Here is a 21,668-nt window from a genome sequence, read left to right on the forward strand (position 1 = left end):
CTCATCCTCTTTTTAATAAATTGGTATTTTCACTTCAATATTAGACCCTTTTCCAAGAATACTAATCATTTTTACACTTCCACCAATTTCTGCAGCTCTTTCTTTAATATTCGTTAAACCATATGAACCTGATTTGGTATTATCCACATCAAATCCTTTGCCATTATCCATTACTTTTAAAAATACGACTTGATTAATTTGTTTTAAATTCACTTCCAGCAAGCTTGCCTTTGCATGTCGCAAAGTATTCGAAACAGCTTCTTGAACAATCCGGAATAAATGATCTTCCACACCTTTATCCAATGCTACATCTTGAATATTCCAAATTACCTCTAAAGGCAACTTAGAAGTTAGTTCGGAAAGAAGCTCTTCTATTCCGGATTTCAAGCTTTTCCCATCAAGTTGAACTGGTCTAAGATGTAGAAGCAAAGCTCTCATTTCAGATTGAGCTTCATTAATAATTCCTTCGACAAGTTTTCGCTGTTTTACGGCTGTCTCGCTCGTTGGATCCGGATTTTGATTAATTGCCGATAAAAGCATAGTCGCGGCAAATAATTGTTGACTTACAGAATCATGTAATTCACGTGCAAGTCTATTTCTTTCCTTAGTCAATACTTCTTCTTTTAATTGGTTATTCCATTCCACTTTTTCGTTAGCCAATTTTTGTTGTACAATTGCTTGTTCCTTTAGACGACGTGAAATTCCTTCTATTCTATGCCATATAATTAAAAAATCATCATGTTGCTTTCTTTTTTCATGTTTGAGCTCGTAATTCCCCTGTTCAATTTCTAATAAACTAGCGGCAACCTCATCACTTTTCTGATGCACAGAATATCCAATGATCCACCCCGTTACTGCTCCAAATATAATACATATGAGTAAAATAAATATTCCATTAGGCAATAAAAATATACTTTCTTTGAGCAGCGCAGAATACCAATCGGCCTCAATTAAAAAAATGAGCGATAAACCAACAAAAATAGATGTGATAAAGGCAGCTGAAGCAAAGTAAATTGAGAATGTGATTTGTATTCTCATATTCGCCTCACCTCAACATTGCCTATCACAACATTCGTGATGATCTTTATTGTACGAACGGCTTTTTCATTACTATCTGGGTGATAAATGATATTAGAATTAAAAATGTCCGTCTCTTCGTTAAACACTTTCAATTTTCCACTTATGGCTGAATGATTCACAACGACAGAAGCATCAAAAGGAATAAGCAATTGGACATTTCCAATAAAGCTTCTGATCACGACTGTGCTTTCACCTGGTGGGAGCATTGTCATTCCTAAATCGACTATTGTATCACCAAGTCCGCATTGAATATTTATATCATCCCATTCAAAAACTTCATTCACTATTTTTTGACTTCCTAGAAATATGTTTTTAATAAAGGGCTGTTTTTTCTTTAATATTGACGATTTAGGCTCTGGTTCAATTGTTTGAACAACTATTTTGTGAGCTTGCTTTTTAGTTTTTGAGTACTCAATTAATCCATAGATGGCGATTACGAATATAAAAAATTTCAGAAAAGTAGAAGAAAGAATCGGAATTGCAATTAAAAATAAACCAAAAATCAAACGAACATTGCTTTTTTTACGAGAATTCCTTGCTGTATATAATAGAAAACAGCCAATTACTAGAGGGATAAAAAGCTGCCAATTAAAGAGAATTTCAAATCCCATCCCAATGGCAGAAATTAACATAAACCAGCCAATTAGACTCGTTTTGCTCATTTTTTTCATTTTATTCCTCCTCCTTTCTCTAAAACCCATTATGAAAGTGGAAAGAAAGGCGACATACAACGCCTTTCTTAAACACTGTTATTGTACCACGTTTTCTTGTATCTGTTTTTGTTTTTCTGCATTATTTAGTTCTTTTGCTAGCTTTTGAATCTTTGCATCGAAAATCGTAATTTCATATTCATCATCAAAATTTGTTTCTTTTTGCTTCATGTCGGATTCTACAGTTTCAAAATTTTCAGCTGCATTTCCAAATTCAGATTCACTTAATAACTTATTCATTTTCTCTTTCATCGAAAGGACATTTTCCTTACCCATTAGTTCTAGTCTTTTAATATGCATATCCTTTACCTTTAATTTCATTTCCTCGTATTTCTGCTCTAATTCAGACAATTGCATAATAGCTGTTTCATATGCAAGTTCTAGTCGTTCTGCTTGCTGTTCTGCCTGTGCTTGGTAAAGAAGTGCAGTCTCTGCCAATGTCTCTTCACCAGCTTGAATTGCAAGATCTCTTTGTTCTTTACGTTTATTTGCAAGTGTATTTGCAAGCTGCCATTCTTTATAAAACTCATTCTTTAGCAATCTTTGTCTCTCTACTAATTTCCCTGCCTTCTCAACTTCTTTTTCACTGTCACGAACATATTTGTTTAGAAGTGCAATCGGGTTTTGCTTAACTTTTATTTCTGCTACACCTTGGAAATCCTCTACAATGGACTGTTTCATTTTTTCAAAAAAGTTTGTCATGATCTTGTTCCCTCACTTCATTTATTTTTATTTTTTTAATTTTTCCCATTCGCGTTCAAAGCCCACGAATGGATCTTCATCGTTTACGATGGGAGCCGATTCTTTTTTTCTATCCCAATTTTTATATCCTGTATAAAGGATATAAACCGCAGCAATTCCCGCTAAAGCTGGAAGACTTCCTAATAGACCTGAAAAACCAATCAATCCAATTACGGCCCAAATGACTTTTCCTACAGTTGAATTTGTTTCCATAAATTGCTTATAAGAAAAGTAAACTATAAATAAGCTGATTGCCAACCCCACAATGTGACCTATGCTGGATAGTGCGATAATCGCCAATATAACAGCAGCTGTAATTAATAAAAACTTTTTCATTACTTTTTTCCTCCTTCCGTTCTCTATGACTTAACTTTAATGGAAAATTAAAGAACCATTAACCAGCTAGAGCTTGATTTTTTTCTCGGTCTAGAGGCTGATTTTATGAAATAACCTTTCTATATGAACGTTGCTTTCCGCTCCAGGCGCTCTCTTTCCGCAGGGAGTTCGGGAGCTTCCGGAAACTCCCCGCAACGGACAGGACGTCCTAGTGTCGACGTTGGCCACAGAACGTGGTTGACTTTAATCGACCAGGAGTCTCGCACCTTTCGCTCCAATCAACTTAGTGACAGCTTTAAAGATCAACCTTTAAATTAATAAAAAAATAGGATGCGTCAATTCGCATCCATCATTTTTCCTTATTTTTAAAATGTGTCCAGCCGTCCTCTTGAACGATCTTTTCTTCTTTCATTAGTTTTCCAAGGGCTCTTTTAAAAGCACCTTTGCTCATATTGAATCGTTTTTGAATATCTTCAGGTAAACTTTTGTCCCAGTATGGCATAGAACCTCCGCGTCCTTGTAAATACTCAAAGATTATATTCGCGTCATCATCGATTTGTTCATGTGTTCTAGGTAGTAAAGAGACGTTGATTGTGCCATCTTCTTTAACGTCGATGATCCGCCCCTCTACTTCTTGGCCAAGACGCGGTTCTTCCTTTCTTTCACTTTCATGGATAAAGCCCATATACTCTTCTTCCGTGATAATAAAAGACCCTGCAAGAAGCAACCTGTACACTGTCCCTTTCACATTTTTATTAAAAACACTAGGATCAGCTGGAATGGCTAATTGTCTCATTACCTCTTCCGTTCCAAGCTTTCCGTACAATCGCTGCTTATTATCTACTTTTAATGAACAATAAAGCTTGTCCCCAACTGTTGGCCATAATGAAAAAAGAGCGGGTAAATCATCCATTGAAACAAGAATATCCTTCTTTAATCCGATATTTACGAAAACACCTAAGTTCTTTTTTACTTCAACAACCTCTACCCAATCATACTGCCCCATTTGCACAGTTGGGATCGTTAATGTTGCAGATAGCCTTCCTTCATGGTCCTGATATAAAAATACTTCAATTTCCTCGTCAACGGTTATTGATTCTTTTACTTCTGTAAGATGCAATAAAACATCTTCTTCTCCATCTGTTAAAAAAAATCCAAATGGCACTTCCCTAGCGACTCGAAGTGTCACTACTGTTCCGGCTTCCACCTTATAATCCCCTGCTTTCAATGAATCCTATAGTAATGGAAAAAATTATATCATTTAAAAGGGACAAAACAAAAGAATTACTCCATGATTATGCATATTGCTTTTCATTTTGAGCTTTCCTCTCCTTCAAAAATAAAACAGCCACGATGAATGTTCCAATTAAAGCCGAAAATGAACCCATTCTATACATATAGTCTCCACCAAAATGTTCCATTATGTAACCGCCAACTGAACTTCCTATGATAGGAGCAAGACCATTAAAGGTCGCAAAATAAGCTGTTTGGCCAGTTGCAATCATTTCCCTCGGGATGATCGAAGCAATATATTGAAGGGACGCAACCATAAAAATAGCGAATGTCACACTATGCATCGCCTGTGAAGATACGAGCAAGATTGGCTCTGAAAGCAGGCTATATAAAAACCAGCGAACGGTGTAAAAACACCCCGCTATGCTAATAAGTACTAAAAGAGGAATTTTTCTCATTAATATATACATGATGCCTACGACCGGTGCTTCGCTTAAAGCAGAAAAAGTCCAAGCTAAGCCTATCAGTCCTTCAGGCGCCCCCAACGATTTCAGATATAAAGCCAACATACCATCATTCATTCGATGGGGTATCGCAATAAATAAAACAGCAATTAAAAAAATCAGAAACTGTGGATTTCGAAATGCTTTTGAAAAGCCTTCTTTTGTAACTGCTTTTCTAGGAGCCTTTGAATCTGAAAGCTTTAACGCTATGAAAAAAATACCAACTATAATTATCGTGTATATAATCCATAAATATTGAATGCCAATTTTCCCAATGATATACCCGATAATAAACGATGCAGTTGCAAAGCCTATGGAACCCCATACACGGATGGATCCATAGCTGATCCCATTTTCTTTTGCAAACGTCGTTGACAAACTATCAAGTAATGGTTGAATAGGCGACATAAAAAAATGGAATACGAGCATACAAATAATTAAAAGTAACATAGTTGGACTAAAAAATATAGCCAAACCGATGATCAAAGTAGCTGCCAATAAAAGAAGAATGATATTTTTTACTGTTTTCTTTTTATCTGAAATAATTCCCCAAAGAGGCTGTGAAAAGATTGCTACGACAGGTCCGACAGCCAATACAATCCCAATTTCCCCCGGGCTCAACCCCTTATAGCGAAATAACAACGGAAAAAAAGCATTAATAATCGACATTGCCCAATAGAAAAAAAAGTTAAACATTGACAATTGCAGCATTCGAGCATCCCCCAAGAAGTTATAGACTTTTTACTATTAATTCTATCACGATATAACTTAGCCTTAAATAATAAGGTGATGGTTTTCGTATGACTATGATAAAATGATAATATACAATCTTTTGAAAATTAGCTACAAAAATGAAAGGATGATTTTAATGGGGAAAACTAAGCATCCTGGACCTATGAAACTACCTAAAACTCCAGATCCAAAACATTGGGTCAGTCCGATCCCATTTGGTCTTGGCAAGGTTAAGCCAAAACATATTCGCGACACAATGAAAGTCGTAATGGAAAATCGTGATAATCTCCCTTATGCGTATCGCATTCTTACACAAGGCGTTTGCGATGGCTGCGCCCTTGGTGTTTCTGGACTAAATGACCAAACGTTAAAAGGACCTCATCTTTGTACGACAAGGCTTAACGTCTTGCGTTTAAACACGATGCCTGCCATAGATGAAGAAATTTTGCATAGTGATATTAATGAGCTGCGGAAAATGAAGAGTAAAGACTTGCGAAAATTAGGAAGAATACCGTATCCCTTGTCCAGGAAACCAGGGGAAAGAAAGTTTCAAAGAATTACATGGGATGAAGCGCTAAATAAAATCGCAAGTAAGATCCAAATGATTGATCCTAAGCAATTAGCTTTTTTCTTGACCGCAAGAGGAATTACAAATGAGGTTTTTTATACTGGCGGAAAACTGGCTAGATTTTTAGGTACGAACAATATTGACAACGCTTCCCGAATTTGCCATTCACCGAGTAAAACTGCCTTAAAAAGATCCCTTGGGATTGGCGCTTCCAGCTGCAATTACCAAGATTGGATTGGAACAGACGTCCTCATTTTTTGGGGTTCAGTTGCAGCAAATAACCAGCCTGTCTCCACAAAGTATATGTACGCGGCAAAAAGAAAGGGAACTAAAATCATTTGTATTAATCCATACAGAGAGCCGGCAATGGATGGTTATTGGGTCCCTTCCATCCCAGATTCCGCTTTATTTGGCACAAGAATTGCTGATGATTTCTACCAAGTAAATATTGGTGGAGATATTGCTTTCATGAATGGTGTCATTAAACATTGGTTTGAAATGGAAAAAGAACGACCTGGGTCAGCGGTAGACAATGATTTTATTCGTAACCATGCTAATGGCTTAAATAGTTTACGAGAGCATGTAGAAAAATTAAATTGGAAAGACCTTGAAGAATCTTCCGGAATTTCAACAGAAAGAATGTTGGAGTTTGCAACTCTTCTTGCTAATGCCAAGAGTGGTGTATTTGTTTGGTCAATGGGACTAACCCAGCATCGCTTTGGAACCGATAATATTTCGCAAGTAGCTAATTTAGCTATTTTAAGAGGATTTATCGGGCGGAAATATTGTGGAGTCATGCCGATCCGTGGACATTCTGGAGTTCAAGGCTCTGGTGAAATGGGAGCAGATCCCTTTTCCCTTCCAGGAGGAGAATTTGATCAAGTCAATATTGATCGTCTTGAAAAGCTATGGCACTTTGAAATTCCCAAATGGCAAGGGGATATAGTAGGAGTTTCCTTAGAGAATGCCATGCTCCCAGAAGATCATGAACGCAAAATGAAAGTCTTTTACACTTCAGGAGGAAATTTTTTAGAAACAATGCCTGACCCCCATTTTATTGAAAAATGTTTACAGAATATAGATGTTCGTATTCATCAAGATATTATCCTGAATAGTTCTACCCTTGTAGATGCAAAAGAAGAAGTTATTGTTCTCCCTGCTATGACGAGATATGAACAGCGCGGTGGCGGCACTTCCACTTCAACTGAACGTATGGTTTACTTTTCACCAGAAATAAAAGGTCCTCGTATCGAGGAAGCACGCTCTGAATGGGAGATTTATGTAGAATTAGCGGGACTCGTAAAACCTGAACAAAAACATTTATTTAATTTTAATAACGCTGAACAAATTCGTTCTGAAATTGCCGGTGCTAATCCTAATTATGATGGAATCCAACATTTAAAAGATCGCGGCGATGTTTTTCAATGGGGCGGTGCTTGGCTTTGTGAAGATGGGATATGCCCTACTGCCGACGGAAAAGCAAATTTAATTCCAATTGAATTGCCTGATGTAAGAAAGCCTGAAGGTCAATTTTATTTGACGACTAGACGCGGAAAACAGTTTAATTCAATGATTTACAGTGAAACAGATCCTTTTAATGATGCAGATCGTTTTGATGTGCTCATACATCCTGAAGATGCAAGAGCTCTTGGAATAATAGATAAAGAGGCCATTGTGCTTCATAACAAATACGGCACATTTCAAGGGAAGGCAAAATACGCTGATACTAAAAGAGGTAATATTTCAGTTTACTGGCCAGAAGGGAATGTCTTAATTCCAAAGGGAGTTTATGAAAAATACGCAGGAATCCCCGAATATAATGCTAGTGTAACAGTTGAAAAAGCTGATTTATACCTTTCACAAAAAGATACAAAGTATGTGGAAAAAAGGATTGAAGACCTTGAACAGGACATTAGTTAAGAAGGCGATTCGATGAACAATCATATGAAGGGCCAGCTAAAAATAATAAAATATGATAGCGATAATTTATTCGAAACCATCGATATAGCAGCTATGGAATATCCGATTACTATTTATGTAGATGATGAAGAGTTCGCTACGATTGTTTGCAGTCCTACGAATTTGCAAGAACTTGTTATTGGCTTTCTTGCTTCAGAAGGAATGATAAGACATCCAGGTCAAATTCTTTCCATCGATATTGATGAAAATCGTGGGTTTGCCTATGTGCATCTAAAAATAAAACAATCGACCAATAAAGAATTTTTCTCAAAGCGAATGATCGGTTCATGTTGTGGAAAAAGCAGGCAATTTTATTTTTACAATGATGCCAATACAGCTAAAACTATTTTGACTAACCATCTGATGTCTATTCATGACTGCTTTAAATTAATGAATCAATTACAGGAAGATTCAATCGATTTCCAACAAACAGGCGGGGTTCATAATGCAGCCCTTTGTACAAATGACAATATCCTGTTTAGCTATTCTGATATCGGAAGACATAATGCACTTGATAAGCTATATGGTCATATTTTACAAAATAAGTTTTCTGTAAAAGATAAGGTTATTATTTTTAGCGGGAGAATTTCCTCAGAAGTTGTATTAAAAATTTCGAAAATCGGTGTAGGAATTTTAATATCAAAGTCGGCCCCAACCACTCTTGGAATTGAATTGGCAAACGATCTCGGAATAACGGTCATTGGATTTGTCAGAAAGCAAAAGCTTAATATTTATTCCCACCCAGAGCGGATAATTGAAGCAGAAAATCTTTCATGTACAGAAATGAAAGAATAAAAATGCCTCATATGTAGGATCAAAAAAAATCCTTATAAGAAAGGATTTTCATTGGATACTGTTGATTTCCGCTTCAGGCGGACGCTTTCCGGGGGGCGTGCGGTGAGCTTTCTCGTCGCTACGCTCCTGCGGGATCTCACACCTGTCACGCTAATCCTAATCCCCCAAGAGTCGCCGCCTTCCGCTACAATCAACGGACGTCTGCTAAAAATTATAATAAATCTTCCTGCATACAACTTAAAATTAAATATAAAACTTATGTTTCTTAGCTGTTTTGTATAATATACATTGTGGTAAAAGTCCCTTAGTGTATGACTAGGGACTTTTACTACCCAAAAAAAGAAGGATACTAAATTGGAAATTGCCACATACGGATTAAAAATCATTGACTGTTGATTATGAATTATATTTCGCACCCGTTTTAATATGAATAATATAGTTGTACAGCAAAAAAAGGTATAGTTCCCTTTATAACAAGGAATTATACCTTTTAAAATTTGGCAGCCCAAGGAAAGAAATCTGTTGATTGGAGTGGAAGGCGGCGAAGACTCCTGCGGGAGTACTGGTATGGGGAGACCCCACAGGGCTAAGGCGCCGAGGAGGCTCCCCGGCACGCCCGCGAAAAGCGAAGCCGCCTGGAAAGTAAATCAACTGCTAAGTTTTAACACTCTTTTTCAGTGCACTTCCTATTTTATTAAATTGCATCCATTACTTTAAATTGTGCTTCAATTAGACGATAGTACTCGCCTCTATGAGCTATTAGCTGATCATGGTTACCTTCTTCAATGATATTTCCTTGTTCCAAAACAAATATTTTATCAGCATCTCGAATAGTAGATAACCTATGGGCAATAATGATGGATGTTCTTCCTTTTAGCAATGTCTTTAAAGCATGTTGAATTTGAATTTCTGTTTCCGTATCAATACTTGCAGTAGCCTCATCGAGAATAATGATTCGAGGGTCCGCAAGCAAAGCTCTTGCAAATGAAAGAAGCTGTCTTTCCCCAACAGATAAAATATTTCCACGTTCTTCAACTTCCGTGTCAAAACCCATTGGGAGGTTTTCAATAAATTTATCTGCGCCAATAGCACGCGCTGCCGCTTTTACTTGTTCATCCGTAGCTGAAGGATTTCCAAAACGAATATTCTCAATAATGGTTCCTGAGAAGATAAATGTATCTTGAAGAACCACACTTATTTGATGACGTAAACTTTGTAATGAAACATTTTTCAAATCATGTCCATCAATTTTCACTGATCCACCAGTTGGATCATAGAAACGTGTAATCAAGTTTGCAATAGTAGATTTTCCTGAACCCGTATGACCAACTAAAGCGATTGTTTGTCCTGGTAGCATTTCTAATGAAATTCCTTTTAATGCTTTTCTCTTATCGTCATAGGAAAATTCAACATTGTCAAATTCAATGTGTCCAGCAATATCCTTAAGCTCAATTGGATTTTTCTTCTCATGGACGATTGGACGTTCATCCAAATATTCAAAAATACGTTCAGATGAAGCCATCGCCATTAAAAGTTGATTGTACAATTGCCCAATCCTTGAAATAGGCTCCCAAAACATTCCTAAGTAAAAAGCAAAAGAAACGAATTGTCCTAGTGATAATGAATCAGCTTGGATTAAATGTGCACCGTACCAAATTAGCACACCCGTACCAATTGCGTTCGTCAATTCAACTAAAGGACGGAAAAAGGCACTTTTTTTCGTAGCAATTTGCCAAGCCTCGTAATTCTCATAATTGACGCCATCAAAAAATGCCATATTTTCTTTTTCTTGGGTAAAGCTTTGTGTAACTCGAATTCCTTGAATACTTTCATTCAAATGCGAATTCAATTTTGATTGCTTGATTCTCATAAACTGCCATGATCTACGAATGCTTTTACGCAAAGTCGTAGAAATTAAGAACATTAACGGCAAAATAACCAATACTGCCAATGTCAGTTGCGGACTTAATGTAAATAAAATGACGATAACGCCTGCAAGCATTAACATATCCATAAATATATTGATAACACCATTCGTAAACAAATCCTGCAATGAATTCGTATCATTCATGATCCTTACAAGAATCGAACCCGCTGATCTTTGATCAAAAAATGAATGGGACAGTCCTTGTACGTGAGTAAACACATGTTTACGCAAATCATATATTACTTTTTGACCTAATTCATTGCTCCACTTTATCCGATAAATATTAGCAACGTATGATAATACGAAAAGGAAGGCAATAATCGCGACAATCCACATTAAGTATGAAAGATTTTTTTCCTGTTTAATCGCTTTATCGAGAGCATATACCCCAATTAAAATCGGAATAATTAACCTTACAGCAGTTGTAATTAGCACAGTAACAATAGATGCAGGCAATAAGTTCTTTGAATATGGCTTTAAATATTCAAAGAGCCTCCCCATTTGCTTCCAGTTAAATGGTTTATCAATTAATTGTTCAGATGAATAGCGAAAACGTTCTAATACGAGTGGATTAATTTTTTTTGTTTTTTCCATCCTAGACTCACCCTCTCTGGCCTTGCAAAATTGCCCTTTGGTCTTGGAATTGGATTTTGTAGACGCGCTCGTATTGACCGCCATTATGAATTAATTGATCATGAGTGCCTCTTTCTACAATTTTACCATCTTCCAATACAAGAATTTCATCCGCATGCTTCAATGAAGAAATACGGTGGGCAATAATAAAGGTTGTTCTCCCCTTCATTACTTCTCTCATCGCACCTTGGATTTTAAATTCCGTTTCCATGTCTACAGCACTAGTCGCATCATCGAGAATTAAAATGCTGGGATCAAGACAAATAGACCTTGCAATGGCAATTCTTTGCTTCTGTCCACCGGATAATCCCATCCCACGTTCACCTAGTACCGTATCATATCCATCAGGCAACTCTGTAATAAAACTATGTGCATCCGCCCTTTTGGCAGCATCAATGATTTCATCCATCGTTGCATCAGGTCTTCCATATGCAATATTCGCTTTGATTGTGGAAGAGAAAAGAAAGCTTTCTTGCATTACAAATCCAATATTGCTGCGAAGTGATTTTAAAGCGTACTCATTTACATTTTTGCCGTCGATTAATACTTCACCAGACTCCGGCTCATAAAATCTAGTAATCAATTGTGTAATACTTGTTTTACCCGAACCCGTAGAACCTACAAGACCAATTATCTTTCCAGGTTCAGCTTTAAAGCTAATATCCTTCAATGCAGAATTATCATCACCTGCATATCTAAGGGTTACATTTTTAAATTCGACTTCACCTTTTAAACGGCTAGGAGCAAAAGCATTTTCTTTATCAACAATATCTTCTTTTGCTTCTAAAATCTCTAGTAGCCTTTCCCCAGAAGCCTTCGATTGCGAAAACATATTAATTGTAAATCCTAGACTCATAATCGGCCATAAAATATATCCTACTAAACTATAAAAAGCTACAAGTTCACCAGGTTTAAGTGACCCTTCTATGACTAGATAACCCCCAAAAGAAAGCAAAGCGACAACACAAACGTTTCCAAGAAACTCCATCAAAGGGAAATACTTAGCCCAAATATTAGAAGTAGAAATCATGTTATCTTTGTAATCTGCATTGGAATTGTTAAACTTTCCTGTTTGAAACTCTTCCCTAGACAATGATTTTACCGTGTTAATACCTGAAATATTTTCTTGAACATTTGTATTTAGTTTACCAAATGATTTTCGAATTCCACGAAAAGCTGGATGAACTGCCCTATCAAACTTATATACTACAAAAAACAAAAAAGGCAGAGATATCATCGTTGCAAGTGTAAGTGGAACAGAATAATAGAACATGACCCCAAAAGCAACCGTTAACATTAAAATAAAGCGGAATAATTCTGAAAATCCAAACGATAAAAAGAAGCGGAACGATTCAACGTCTGCAGTTAAACGTGACATTAGATCACCCGTTTTTGCATTATCATAATAACGAAAAGGCAAAAACTGCAATTTCTCATATAATGCGTTACGTAAACTGTATACGGATTTAATCCCAAATATTTCTCCAGTATATTGTTGGATAAAGGTTACAATTCCTTTAATAATCATAATCCCTAAAAAACTAAATGTTAATGGTACTATCCAGCTGTACTGACCTTTCAATACTACTTCATCAATCGTTAGCTGAAGAATGATCGGATAAATAACTGTTATTGCCGTCACAAATAGCAAAAAGAACATTGAAATGAAAAAGTATTGTTTGTATGGCCAGTAATATTGCCTTAACTTCTTTAATGTTTCCATACAATTCCCTCCCCTGTGGCAATTGGCCGTAATAACTAATATATCGGCTTCCGAAATATTTTTCCACTATTTTTTCAAACTTTTTCACCCTTCCTCCCAATTTCGGAAACATTCTACTCCAAAAGTCTGAAGATGATACTTATATTATTTCTTCACATACAACATTATAACGCAAAAAAAACGACCCACAAGTAATATGGACGTCATTTTAAATATAAAAAATATTATGATTTTTCAACTTCATTCAAAACACGATTAACTCTTTTTTCAAGCATTTCCATGCCACCGCCCCCCGCTTGAAAATGCCGAAGCTTCCCCTCTTTATCAAATAAATAATAAGCTGGAACATATTGATTCTCAAGAGAAGCAGCAAATTTCAACGTATTATCTACTAAGATTGGTTGAGTAATCCCATGTTCTGCTGCGACCTTTTTTATTTCTTCAATATCAAGATCATTTTCAGAACGAGGCATGTGGACAGCGACTACATTTAACTTATCATTAACGTCATCGCGAAATTGATTTACTTGTGGCATTGCTTCTATGCAGAGATGACAGCTAATAGACCAAAAGTGAAATAATGTTGGCTTTTCCCCGATCAGTTCCTCTTTTGTCACTTGACCATTCAGCCATTCTGTTGCACCAGCAAGATCAGGCATTGGTTCTCTGAGTTTCATAAAAGAATCTCCCCTCATACATAACTTCAATGATAAGAACAAACATTTGATTGCCCGTTCTCATCATAATTTACCAAATCATTCATAATAATAATAAAATGACACGATTTAAGCGAAGAGTTACCTGTTTCTGCGTTTTTTTGCATCAAGGAGCCTTTTCATGTTTTCATGCGGACTTTTGACATTTACCTCTTCATTCTCAGCTCTTTCTTTTTTATCCCCTGCTTCTTCATTACTTACGGTCATAGGGCTAGCTTTCACGGAGGATTTTTCGGTTTCTATAGATTTTTTAATTTTTGGCAATATAATTTTCTTATTCTCTTTTTGTCTTTGTTTTACATACTTTTTGGCGAATATTTTTAAGGGTTGTAAACCAAATCTTCTAATGGCTATTTCTATAAAAAAAAGAAGAAATGCAATAAATATCAATAAAAATGATATAGGCTGCTTTTTAACTGGGTTTTCCGGAAGTGAATCAAAAGCCATCTTTTCATTTTTTAATTGTTTTCCCCCTGTTATGCTTGCAGCTTCCTTAAGAAGTGAAAAGTTATTTCCTTTTATGAGTAACTCATCAGAGTATGGGACTGTAAAACCGGTCTTATATAGTTTTCCTTCCCCTTCTTCTGTATATTGCTTTATTCGAAGGAAATACATTCCTGGATCATGATTCATAACGAGCTCATATTTACCTGGTGCTGAAATTTTCATACTGGCATCGATTGGCTCCCCCGATTGAGATACGACTGCCGTTTCGATTGTACCTATATCGTTGCTAGAAGACTGTAATTGGATTACTGTCTGACCATTTCTAGATTCTACATGCACAGCGAATGGCTCACTATTATAAGTAGGTAGGGTTCTACTAATTAGGTGATTCATAAAGTCGGGCCATTTCTCCCATTTCGCCCAATTTCCAGCCCATTTCCCGCTAACATCTGAAGTATAGGCTATCGTTCTACCAAGCCCAAATTGCCATTCTGCAAGGACAGGATCTTCTTTTTCACTTGATAAAACTACTTGTGAAGTTGCTTTAGGCGTTACTGCAATATAGGCATTCATTTCGGGGACTCCATCCTTAAATAAAGGATCCCAATCGACGTTTGAGTGAACAATAGGATAAAATGGCTCATCCACAATATATGTTCTTGTGAGGACAGCTGTTTCCCTAGATAAAATACTTGGAATAACGGAATCATCTACAACATCGTAAAATCTCCCGGATCCGTATTCAGCTAAATCTTCTAATAGATGTTTATCTGCATCTTGCCCTAAAGCAACGGTTGATAATGTAATATTCGTATCTTTTCCACTGTCAATAAGGGCGTGATAATCCTTATTTGTAGTTGATTGTCCGTCCGTAAGCAATATGATGTGTTTTCGCTGGAGTTTTAATGGGATAAGGCTATTAAAGGCCTCCTCCAGAGCTGGATATATTTCCGTTCCTCCTCCTACTGTTACGGAACGGATTTTTTCAATTGCATTTTCTTTATTATGAATAGGTGCTGTTTCAATTATTTCCCATGGGCGATCATCAAACGCAATAAAGCCTAATGTATCTTTTTCACGGAGCAGCTCTACAGATCTTGCTGCTGCTTCCTTAGCAAGAGAGAGCTTTTCACCTTCCATGCTGCCCGATCTATCTAAAACAATGATAAGTCCAAGTGACGGAAGCTCCTGCTTTCCTTTCACTTCCATTTCAACAGGCAACAATTCTTCTATAGGTGTTTTAAAATAACCTCCAAGGCCGAAACTATTTTCTCCACCTGCCATCACAAATCCTACTCCAAAATCTTTTACTGCCTGAGAAATTATCCTCATTTTCTTTTCGCCTATTTCAGTTGCTGCAATATTATTAAAAAGAATAGACTGATATCGTAAATAGCTAGAAAGTGTGGTGGGCAGTTGCTGAGGGGTGATTTGATCAATCATCACTCCCGAAGAAGCTAAAGCTTGTCTTATACTTTCATTTTGATCTGTTTGTACAATTAATACCTTCGGCGTTCCTTTTACATTCGAAACGGTTTGTAGATGATTATTTTCAGCAAAAGCATCACCTTTCGCTGCTATTTCACCTTTATAAACGTATAATCCCGTTTCATTTGCTTCATGTGAAAACGTAAATAAATTTGCACCTTCTTTTATTTCAACATTTTCTTCAATGATTTCCTCGTCATTCAACGTAATTCTCACAGTAGAGGTTGCTGCATAATTACTTTCTATTTTCACTGTTAATTTTACGTTTTCTCCCTCATACAAAGACGATGGTACGGAAAATTCCGTTATTGCCATGTCTTGCCGATATAGGCTAGACACAGGGACATAATCCAATACAATGCCTCTTTGTTTCAGCAAGCGTGCAGCATCTAAAACATTCCCTGCAGTTTGATTACCATCCGAAAATAATACAATTCGCCCATTTGAATTCCTTGGAAAAATAGAACTTGCCAATTGAATCCCTTGTTCAATATTTGTATCGTACCGATTAATATTACTAGCAAATTCTTGCACCATTTCATTATTAGATTGAAGAGACTGTTCCACTGCAGCATTTTTTCCTACTGATAAAACAGCAAATTGGTCTTTTTCCTTTTTTGATTGAATACTTTTTTCAATCCAAGATAATATACCGTCCTCTGTACCTGTCATGCTAGCGGAATAATCTACTAGAAATACTACATTTCTTTCATCCGTCTTGAAAACAAGCTGAGGTGTAGCTAAACTCAAAATAATAAGCGTAAACACTAAGCTTCTGACACATATAATCCACAAATTTTCAACATTTTTATTACCCTTAGTTTGGTTGATAAAGAGATATATGACAACTGCTGCTGGTATGAATAAGAATAGTAAAAGCGGATAGTTAAACTCGAGTCCCACGCCTCATCACCTCCCACTCGATGAACAAAATAATCAAGGCAATAAAAACGAACCAAAACCATAGCCCGTCATATATACGATTTACACTATTATGATCACTGTGTTGTTTAGGCTGGTTTATGCTAAAAGGCGATGAGTATGGAATCATTTTTTCCCGATCATCCAAGTTCACTGCAAAATAAGTAGTCTTTTCATTTACGACCGTTTGGTAAAGACCAGGTCTGTGTGGAGCAGTAAAACTTTCTTCAAGTAAATTGAAAGAGTCAATGAATTTCCCCTTTTCATTAAAAACTTTCCAATTTTTATTTTCGGCATCTATGTTAAGCCAACGCTTTTCACCTGGAAGGAAAAATCCAAAAAAATCTTCATTAGACGCAAGCCATTGAAAAGATTGGTATAAGAAGATAGGAAAGCCTGTTTGCAATGGCCAGTCTGATTTCTCAATTGAAAATTGAATGACTATAGCAGAAAATCCATTCGCCGTTCCTTTTTGAATAAGTGGGATATCAGCACTGCTAGCGATCACTGGAATATTATTTTCATTTCCCGTAAATGCTGATTGAACATATGTATTATTAAAGTTTACGTATTGAAATACGGGATCTTTTTCCGTTTTTATTTCACTTTGTATTCGTATTTCCTTAACCTTATTTGGAGTGATGGCGAGCAAAGGTCTTTTCGGCCATTTTTTCATCGGCAAATTTTCCACTACAACTATTCCATCAGATAAATCTGTATTAATATCCGCTTCCTTTATTTGGATTGTCTCATAACCTATATTTTCCAAGCCTTTCATTATAAAAGGACTTATATCACCAACTAAATAAACTTTAGATAATGAAGGTTGATTAATAGCAATTAACGCATTATCCACTGAATAGTCATCTTCCACGTAAATAATAGCTTTATAGTAATCAATTGCTGGAAGTTTAGGAATTCGGACAAATTTTTGTTCACCAGGCGCCAATTCCACTTTTTCTTCAAACAAAATGTTTTCATTTGAATTAATTTGTAAAATAGCTGTTTTTTGCTCATTGCTTTGGTTTTCTATAACAGATATCCCTGTGATAATATGGTCTTTCTCACCTATGCCGAATGACTTTAGTGAAACATTTTCGCCATCTTTTCCCATATTAAAAACCGATATTGGCGTTGTTTCTGAAATATCTTTAAGATCTTCTTTTTTTACGGAATCAGAAAAAATAAATAGACTTGACTCTTCATTCACTGCCAGTGAGTTTGCAAGTCTAATCGCTTTATCCATATCACTATATTCATAGGACAAATTTATTTCGTCTACTACATTATGGATCTTTTCTATATTGGTTTCCTTATTAATCAATAAAGTTGGAGCACTTCCAGCTGCGATGATTGTTACTTCCTGATTTCCAATATCCTTTATGATTGTGGAGATTTCCCTCTTAGCTTCATCAAATCGTGATAACCCGTCATGAAGAGCAGACATTGAAGCGGAGGTGTCAATGACAATGATTATGTGATCTCCAACAATTCCTTTCGCCATCCAGTAAGGACGAACTAAAGCCAGCATTAATAAAAATAAAATCAATAGTTGGAGAAACAATAATAAATTTCGCTGCAGTTTATCAATCCATGGTGAGGCTTGCCATTCATTCATCACTTGTTCCCAAAGAATGTTAGAAGGGATTTTTTTATTTTCATAGCGTTTTCTAAACATATAAAAAACGAACACAGCGGCGATAAGAAACGCTAATAATAAAAAGATTGGATTTAGTAACCCCATCATGTCACCTCATTGTACAATTCCGCGAGAAATAAAAGTTGATATGAACAATTCTTCAACGGTCTTTTCATCGCTAAAAAAAATGTATTGAATCCCAAGCTTCCGGCAAATAAGTTCTAGTTTTTCATTATGATCCTTTAGCCTTAACTGATAGACGGAAACTAACTTTGAACTAATACTTACATTTACTTCTGTTTCCATCTCACTGTCTATTAGTTTTGCATCTCCAGTATAGTCAGGATTTATTTCTTCCTTGCTTAAAATGTGAATAAATAAAATTTGCGCTTTGGCTGAAGCAGCTTTTAAAAGCAGTTTTTCATAATCATCAATCGATTCCATTCCATCTGTAATGATAATAGTTAGTTGCTTCCCTTTTTGAAGTTTCTTTTCCATTTCCTTAATAAAAGATGAAGTGGTCCCTTTAATTTGAATCTGAATGATGTCAGAAAGAACTTGTTTTGCATAATTACTTCCTTTTCTTTCTACACTTCGAGTGTCAGTAGCAGAAATAGGAATAAATGATAATCTATCTTCATTAACTAAAGCCATATAACTTAAAGCAGCAGCTATCTTTTTTGCTATTATCCATTTCGTTTCTACTATTCTCATCGAAGAAGTACAGTCTAAATATATGGCAATTTTTATTTCCTCTTCATCTAAATATCTTTTTATGTAATGGCGTTTCGTACGTCCATAAACATTCCAATCAACAAGTCTTACATCATCCCCTGGTTGGTATGTACGAAAATCTGAGAATTCCAAAGAAGATCCAAATTTGTGCGACCGTCGTATTCCTTTATGGATTCCGGTTCGTTTTGAATCTACAACAAGACGCAATTTCCTTAGACGTCCAAGAAATTCATGTGAAAACATCGTCATTTCAGTACACCATCATGTTGTACCCATTCAATTGTTTCGTTAATTAAATGATCAGGCGCAACGCCTGCAGCCTCTCCTTCAAAGTTTAGTAAGATTCGATGGCGGAGAACTGGATGTGCAACTTGTTTAATATCCCCGATTGAAACATGAAATCTTCCAGCAAAAAGGGCACGAGCTTTTGCAAGATTAATCATGCTTTGTAATCCTCTTGGACCTGAACCGTATTGAACATAAGATTTCACTGAAGGGCAAGCAGCATCCTCATTCGGATGTGTCGCAGCTACAATGTTGACAGCAAGATCCAAAATTTCATCCGAAATGATGATATGTTTTGTAAGCATTTGAATTTTGCTTACATCATTACCTGACAAAAGTTTCTTTAGATTTGGTTTTTCTACCCCTGTTGTCCGGTGAATAATTTCTTTTAAATTTTGCTTATTCGGATAGGAAACGTTGATTTTACAAGTGAAACGGTCGAGCTGTGCTTCTGGTAATGGATAAGTACCTTCCATTTCGATTGGATTTTGGGTAGCAAGGACAAAAAACGGAGTCGCCATTTTCTTTGTATCCCCCATGATCGTCACCGTTTTTTCACCCATTGCTTCTAAAAGCGCGCTTTGCGTTTTCGGAGTTGCTCTATTAATTTCATCTGCAAGGACAATATTTGAAAAAATAGGTCCCTTAAAAAAATCAAACCGTTGTTTACCTTCTTCATCTGGTTGAATCATCATTGTTCCAGTAATATCAGATGGCATTAAATCAGGAGTAAATTGAATTCTTGAAAAGGATAAATCCAATACTTCTGATATTGTCTTCACGAGCATCGTCTTTCCAAGCCCAGGCAAACCCTCAAGTAATGCATGGCCACCTGAAAAAATCGTCCAAAGTAATTGATCAATTACCTCATCCTGGCCAACAATAAATTCTTGGATTTCACTTTTTATACTAATAAGTTGCTCCGCAGCTTGTATAAAATCCTGTTCACTAACATTGGTCACTCTATTCACTCCCGATCTGGATTAATCTCAGAAAAATAATTTTTTACAATAGATTCTAATTCGGATGGCAACTGCAATCGGTTTGTGCTTTCTCGAGAGGCCTTCTCATATTGATTGTATACTTCTTCATATGGGCGAATCGATCCTTTCAATACGGGTCCATTACCTTCCCCGTGTTCTGTAGGCTTTCCTTCTCCCATTTCCCCCGAATCTTTTTCTATATTGACTTTTCCATCAACTGTTTCAGGAATGGTTAACTCTCGAGAACCCATGCCAAGTCCAGCTCCGTTGCCAGGTGTGGAACTACCATTTGAACTAGAATTACTGCTATTACCATTTCCTTTAGAATTGCCACTCTCCCCTTGGCCTTCATTTCCATTTCCAATGGAAGAACCGTTTTGTTGACCAGTTTGAGAACCACTGTTCGTTTCATCACCTTTTGGAGAATTACCTTTTTCATTATTTTGGTTCTGAGCAATCGTTGTAGAAGGTTGTATATTATTCTCAAGCATTTTTTCCAACAGAGACTCGCTGGCAGTTTGCATGATTTTTTGCGAATCCGCCAATTGAGTGGACTGGGAAGCCTTATCCAGCATATTAGATAACTGATCCTTTAATAAGTTAATATGCTCTGAACTTAAATCGCCCAACTCACTTTGAATTAATTGAGCAAGTGATTCCTTTTGTTCATTTGTTAATTGCGATAATTGTTCACGTAATTTTTCCAGTTCACTTTCCATCAGATCTTTATTATTCTCGTGCAGTGCTTTTGCCAATTCGTGAAATTTCCCTGCTTCTAATTGTTTAATTGCTCTCGTTAGTTCAGCATTATTTTCATCTGACTGAGTTTTCTTTAGCATTAATTCGCTACTCTGTTTATTAAGTTTTTTCAATGCTTCATCTGCATTTTTCATACCCTTTAAATCAACCATCGCTGTTTCGATCGTTTTTTTCACAATTGGGTTTGTTTTTTCCTTAAAGAGTTTTTCTAGTTCTTTAACTGTTTCCTGAACAATAGCCCTTTCTTTTTTTTGTTGCTTTGCTTCCGCCATCTTTTCATTAGGATATAAAATGATTAGTGAAGTTAATATGATGAAAAAAATCGATAAATATAGAGGTAATGGATATATATATTTTTTCTTTCTTTTTAAAACGCTGATTTCCGCTTTTTTCATATGGACTAATGCATCTTTTCTTTGTAATTCATGCACCATTTCTTTATCATCCATAAAGGCTAACGCTGTTGAAGCTCTATCTTCTCCACAATATTGATCATAAAATTGAGCTGCTTGTTTAAATCCCGACTTTGTTTTCCAAAACCGTACGAAAAAAAATATGACTGTAATCGATACGAATGATGAGATAAACATATTCGTATCGATTATGACGTAGAAACGAGCAAATATGAACAGACATAGAATAAAAGCACTGCAAGCTAAGAGTAAATATTGAAATTCTTTAGCGCTATGCTCAACTTGTAATTGCAACTTCACCTTTTTAAGCAGCGAATAAAATGTTTTTTGAACATCCATAGA

The 21,668-nt window shown here is 36.2% G+C and carries 16 protein-coding genes; 2 read left to right on the forward strand and 14 right to left on the reverse strand.

The features are described 5' to 3' along the window. Window positions 1-12: 12 nt before the first annotated feature. The 6 genes from KHA96_RS06190 to KHA96_RS06215 all read right to left on the reverse strand — a co-directional run bounded on the left by KHA96_RS06190 (window position 13) and on the right by KHA96_RS06215 (window position 5,314). On the reverse strand, window positions 13-1,038 hold the full coding sequence (locus tag KHA96_RS06190) for a sensor histidine kinase (protein ID WP_213128375.1): 1,026 nt from the start codon (window positions 1,036-1,038) through the stop codon (window positions 13-15). Then, on the reverse strand, window positions 1,035-1,751 hold the full coding sequence (gene liaF / locus KHA96_RS06195; RefSeq protein WP_213128376.1) for a cell wall-active antibiotics response protein LiaF: 717 nt from the start codon (window positions 1,749-1,751) through the stop codon (window positions 1,035-1,037). Before liaF ends, KHA96_RS06190 begins: the two co-directional genes overlap by 4 nt. 78 nt (window positions 1,752-1,829) lie before the next feature. Then, the gene (locus tag KHA96_RS06200) at window positions 1,830-2,492 is read right to left on the reverse strand and encodes a PspA/IM30 family protein (RefSeq protein ID WP_213128377.1); all 663 of its coding nucleotides are present in this window, start codon (window positions 2,490-2,492) and stop codon (window positions 1,830-1,832) included. Between the two features lie 27 nt (window positions 2,493-2,519). Beyond that, on the reverse strand, window positions 2,520-2,867 hold the full coding sequence (locus KHA96_RS06205; RefSeq protein WP_213128378.1) for a lmo0954 family membrane protein: 348 nt from the start codon (window positions 2,865-2,867) through the stop codon (window positions 2,520-2,522). A 349-nt stretch (window positions 2,868-3,216) separates the two neighbouring features. Further along, window positions 3,217-4,074 carry a CvfB family protein gene (locus KHA96_RS06210; protein ID WP_349305691.1) on the reverse strand — a complete coding sequence of 286 codons (858 nt, stop codon included), beginning with the start codon at window positions 4,072-4,074 and terminating at the stop codon, window positions 3,217-3,219. A gap of 88 nt (window positions 4,075-4,162) precedes the next feature. Next, entirely contained in the window at window positions 4,163-5,314 is a 1,152-nt protein-coding gene (locus KHA96_RS06215; RefSeq protein ID WP_213128380.1) for an MFS transporter, read from the reverse strand. A 157-nt stretch (window positions 5,315-5,471) separates the two neighbouring features. Here KHA96_RS06215 and KHA96_RS06220 point away from each other — a divergent pair, with 157 nt between their 5' ends. Beyond that, window positions 5,472-7,823 carry an FdhF/YdeP family oxidoreductase gene (locus tag KHA96_RS06220; RefSeq protein WP_213128381.1) on the forward strand — a complete coding sequence of 784 codons (2,352 nt, stop codon included), beginning with the start codon at window positions 5,472-5,474 and terminating at the stop codon, window positions 7,821-7,823. Between the two features lie 12 nt (window positions 7,824-7,835). After that, on the forward strand, window positions 7,836-8,657 hold the full coding sequence (gene fdhD, locus KHA96_RS06225; RefSeq protein WP_213128382.1) for a formate dehydrogenase accessory sulfurtransferase FdhD: 822 nt from the start codon (window positions 7,836-7,838) through the stop codon (window positions 8,655-8,657). Window positions 8,658-9,351: 694 nt separating this feature from the next. Here the strand turns inward: fdhD and KHA96_RS06230 are convergent. The 8 genes from KHA96_RS06230 to KHA96_RS06265 all read right to left on the reverse strand — a co-directional run bounded on the left by KHA96_RS06230 (window position 9,352) and on the right by KHA96_RS06265 (window position 21,665). Beyond that, window positions 9,352-11,178, reverse strand: a complete 1,827-nt coding sequence (locus tag KHA96_RS06230; protein ID WP_213128383.1) for an ABC transporter ATP-binding protein — start codon at window positions 11,176-11,178, stop codon at window positions 9,352-9,354. A 7-nt stretch (window positions 11,179-11,185) separates the two neighbouring features. Continuing rightward, window positions 11,186-12,940 carry an ABC transporter ATP-binding protein gene (locus KHA96_RS06235; protein ID WP_213128384.1) on the reverse strand — a complete coding sequence of 585 codons (1,755 nt, stop codon included), beginning with the start codon at window positions 12,938-12,940 and terminating at the stop codon, window positions 11,186-11,188. 224 nt (window positions 12,941-13,164) lie between these two features. Further along, window positions 13,165-13,617, reverse strand: coding sequence for a TlpA family protein disulfide reductase (locus KHA96_RS06240; protein ID WP_213128385.1), 453 nt, complete (start codon window positions 13,615-13,617; stop codon window positions 13,165-13,167). Between the two features lie 120 nt (window positions 13,618-13,737). Beyond that, complete coding sequence (locus KHA96_RS06245) at window positions 13,738-16,494, reverse strand: VWA domain-containing protein (protein WP_213128386.1); 2,757 nt, start codon at window positions 16,492-16,494, stop codon at window positions 13,738-13,740. Continuing rightward, window positions 16,478-18,256, reverse strand: coding sequence for a vWA domain-containing protein (locus KHA96_RS06250; RefSeq protein WP_213128387.1), 1,779 nt, complete (start codon window positions 18,254-18,256; stop codon window positions 16,478-16,480). The genes KHA96_RS06245 and KHA96_RS06250 overlap by 17 nt, the downstream gene beginning before the upstream one ends. A gap of 9 nt (window positions 18,257-18,265) precedes the next feature. Continuing rightward, a complete protein-coding gene (locus KHA96_RS06255) occupies window positions 18,266-19,135 on the reverse strand; it encodes a DUF58 domain-containing protein (protein WP_213128388.1) in 870 nt (289 codons plus the stop codon). Further along, window positions 19,132-20,133 (reverse strand): AAA family ATPase, encoded by a 1,002-nt coding sequence (locus KHA96_RS06260; protein ID WP_213128389.1) that lies wholly within the window; start codon window positions 20,131-20,133, stop codon window positions 19,132-19,134. Before KHA96_RS06260 ends, KHA96_RS06255 begins: the two co-directional genes overlap by 4 nt. 5 nt (window positions 20,134-20,138) lie before the next feature. Continuing rightward, window positions 20,139-21,665 carry a hypothetical protein gene (locus KHA96_RS06265; protein ID WP_213128390.1) on the reverse strand — a complete coding sequence of 509 codons (1,527 nt, stop codon included), beginning with the start codon at window positions 21,663-21,665 and terminating at the stop codon, window positions 20,139-20,141. Window positions 21,666-21,668: the final 3 nt, after the last annotated feature.

It is taken from the genome of Bacillus sp. FJAT-49711, from assembly GCF_018343715.1.
GTDB lineage: Bacteria > Bacillota > Bacilli > Bacillales > Bacillaceae_C > Lederbergia.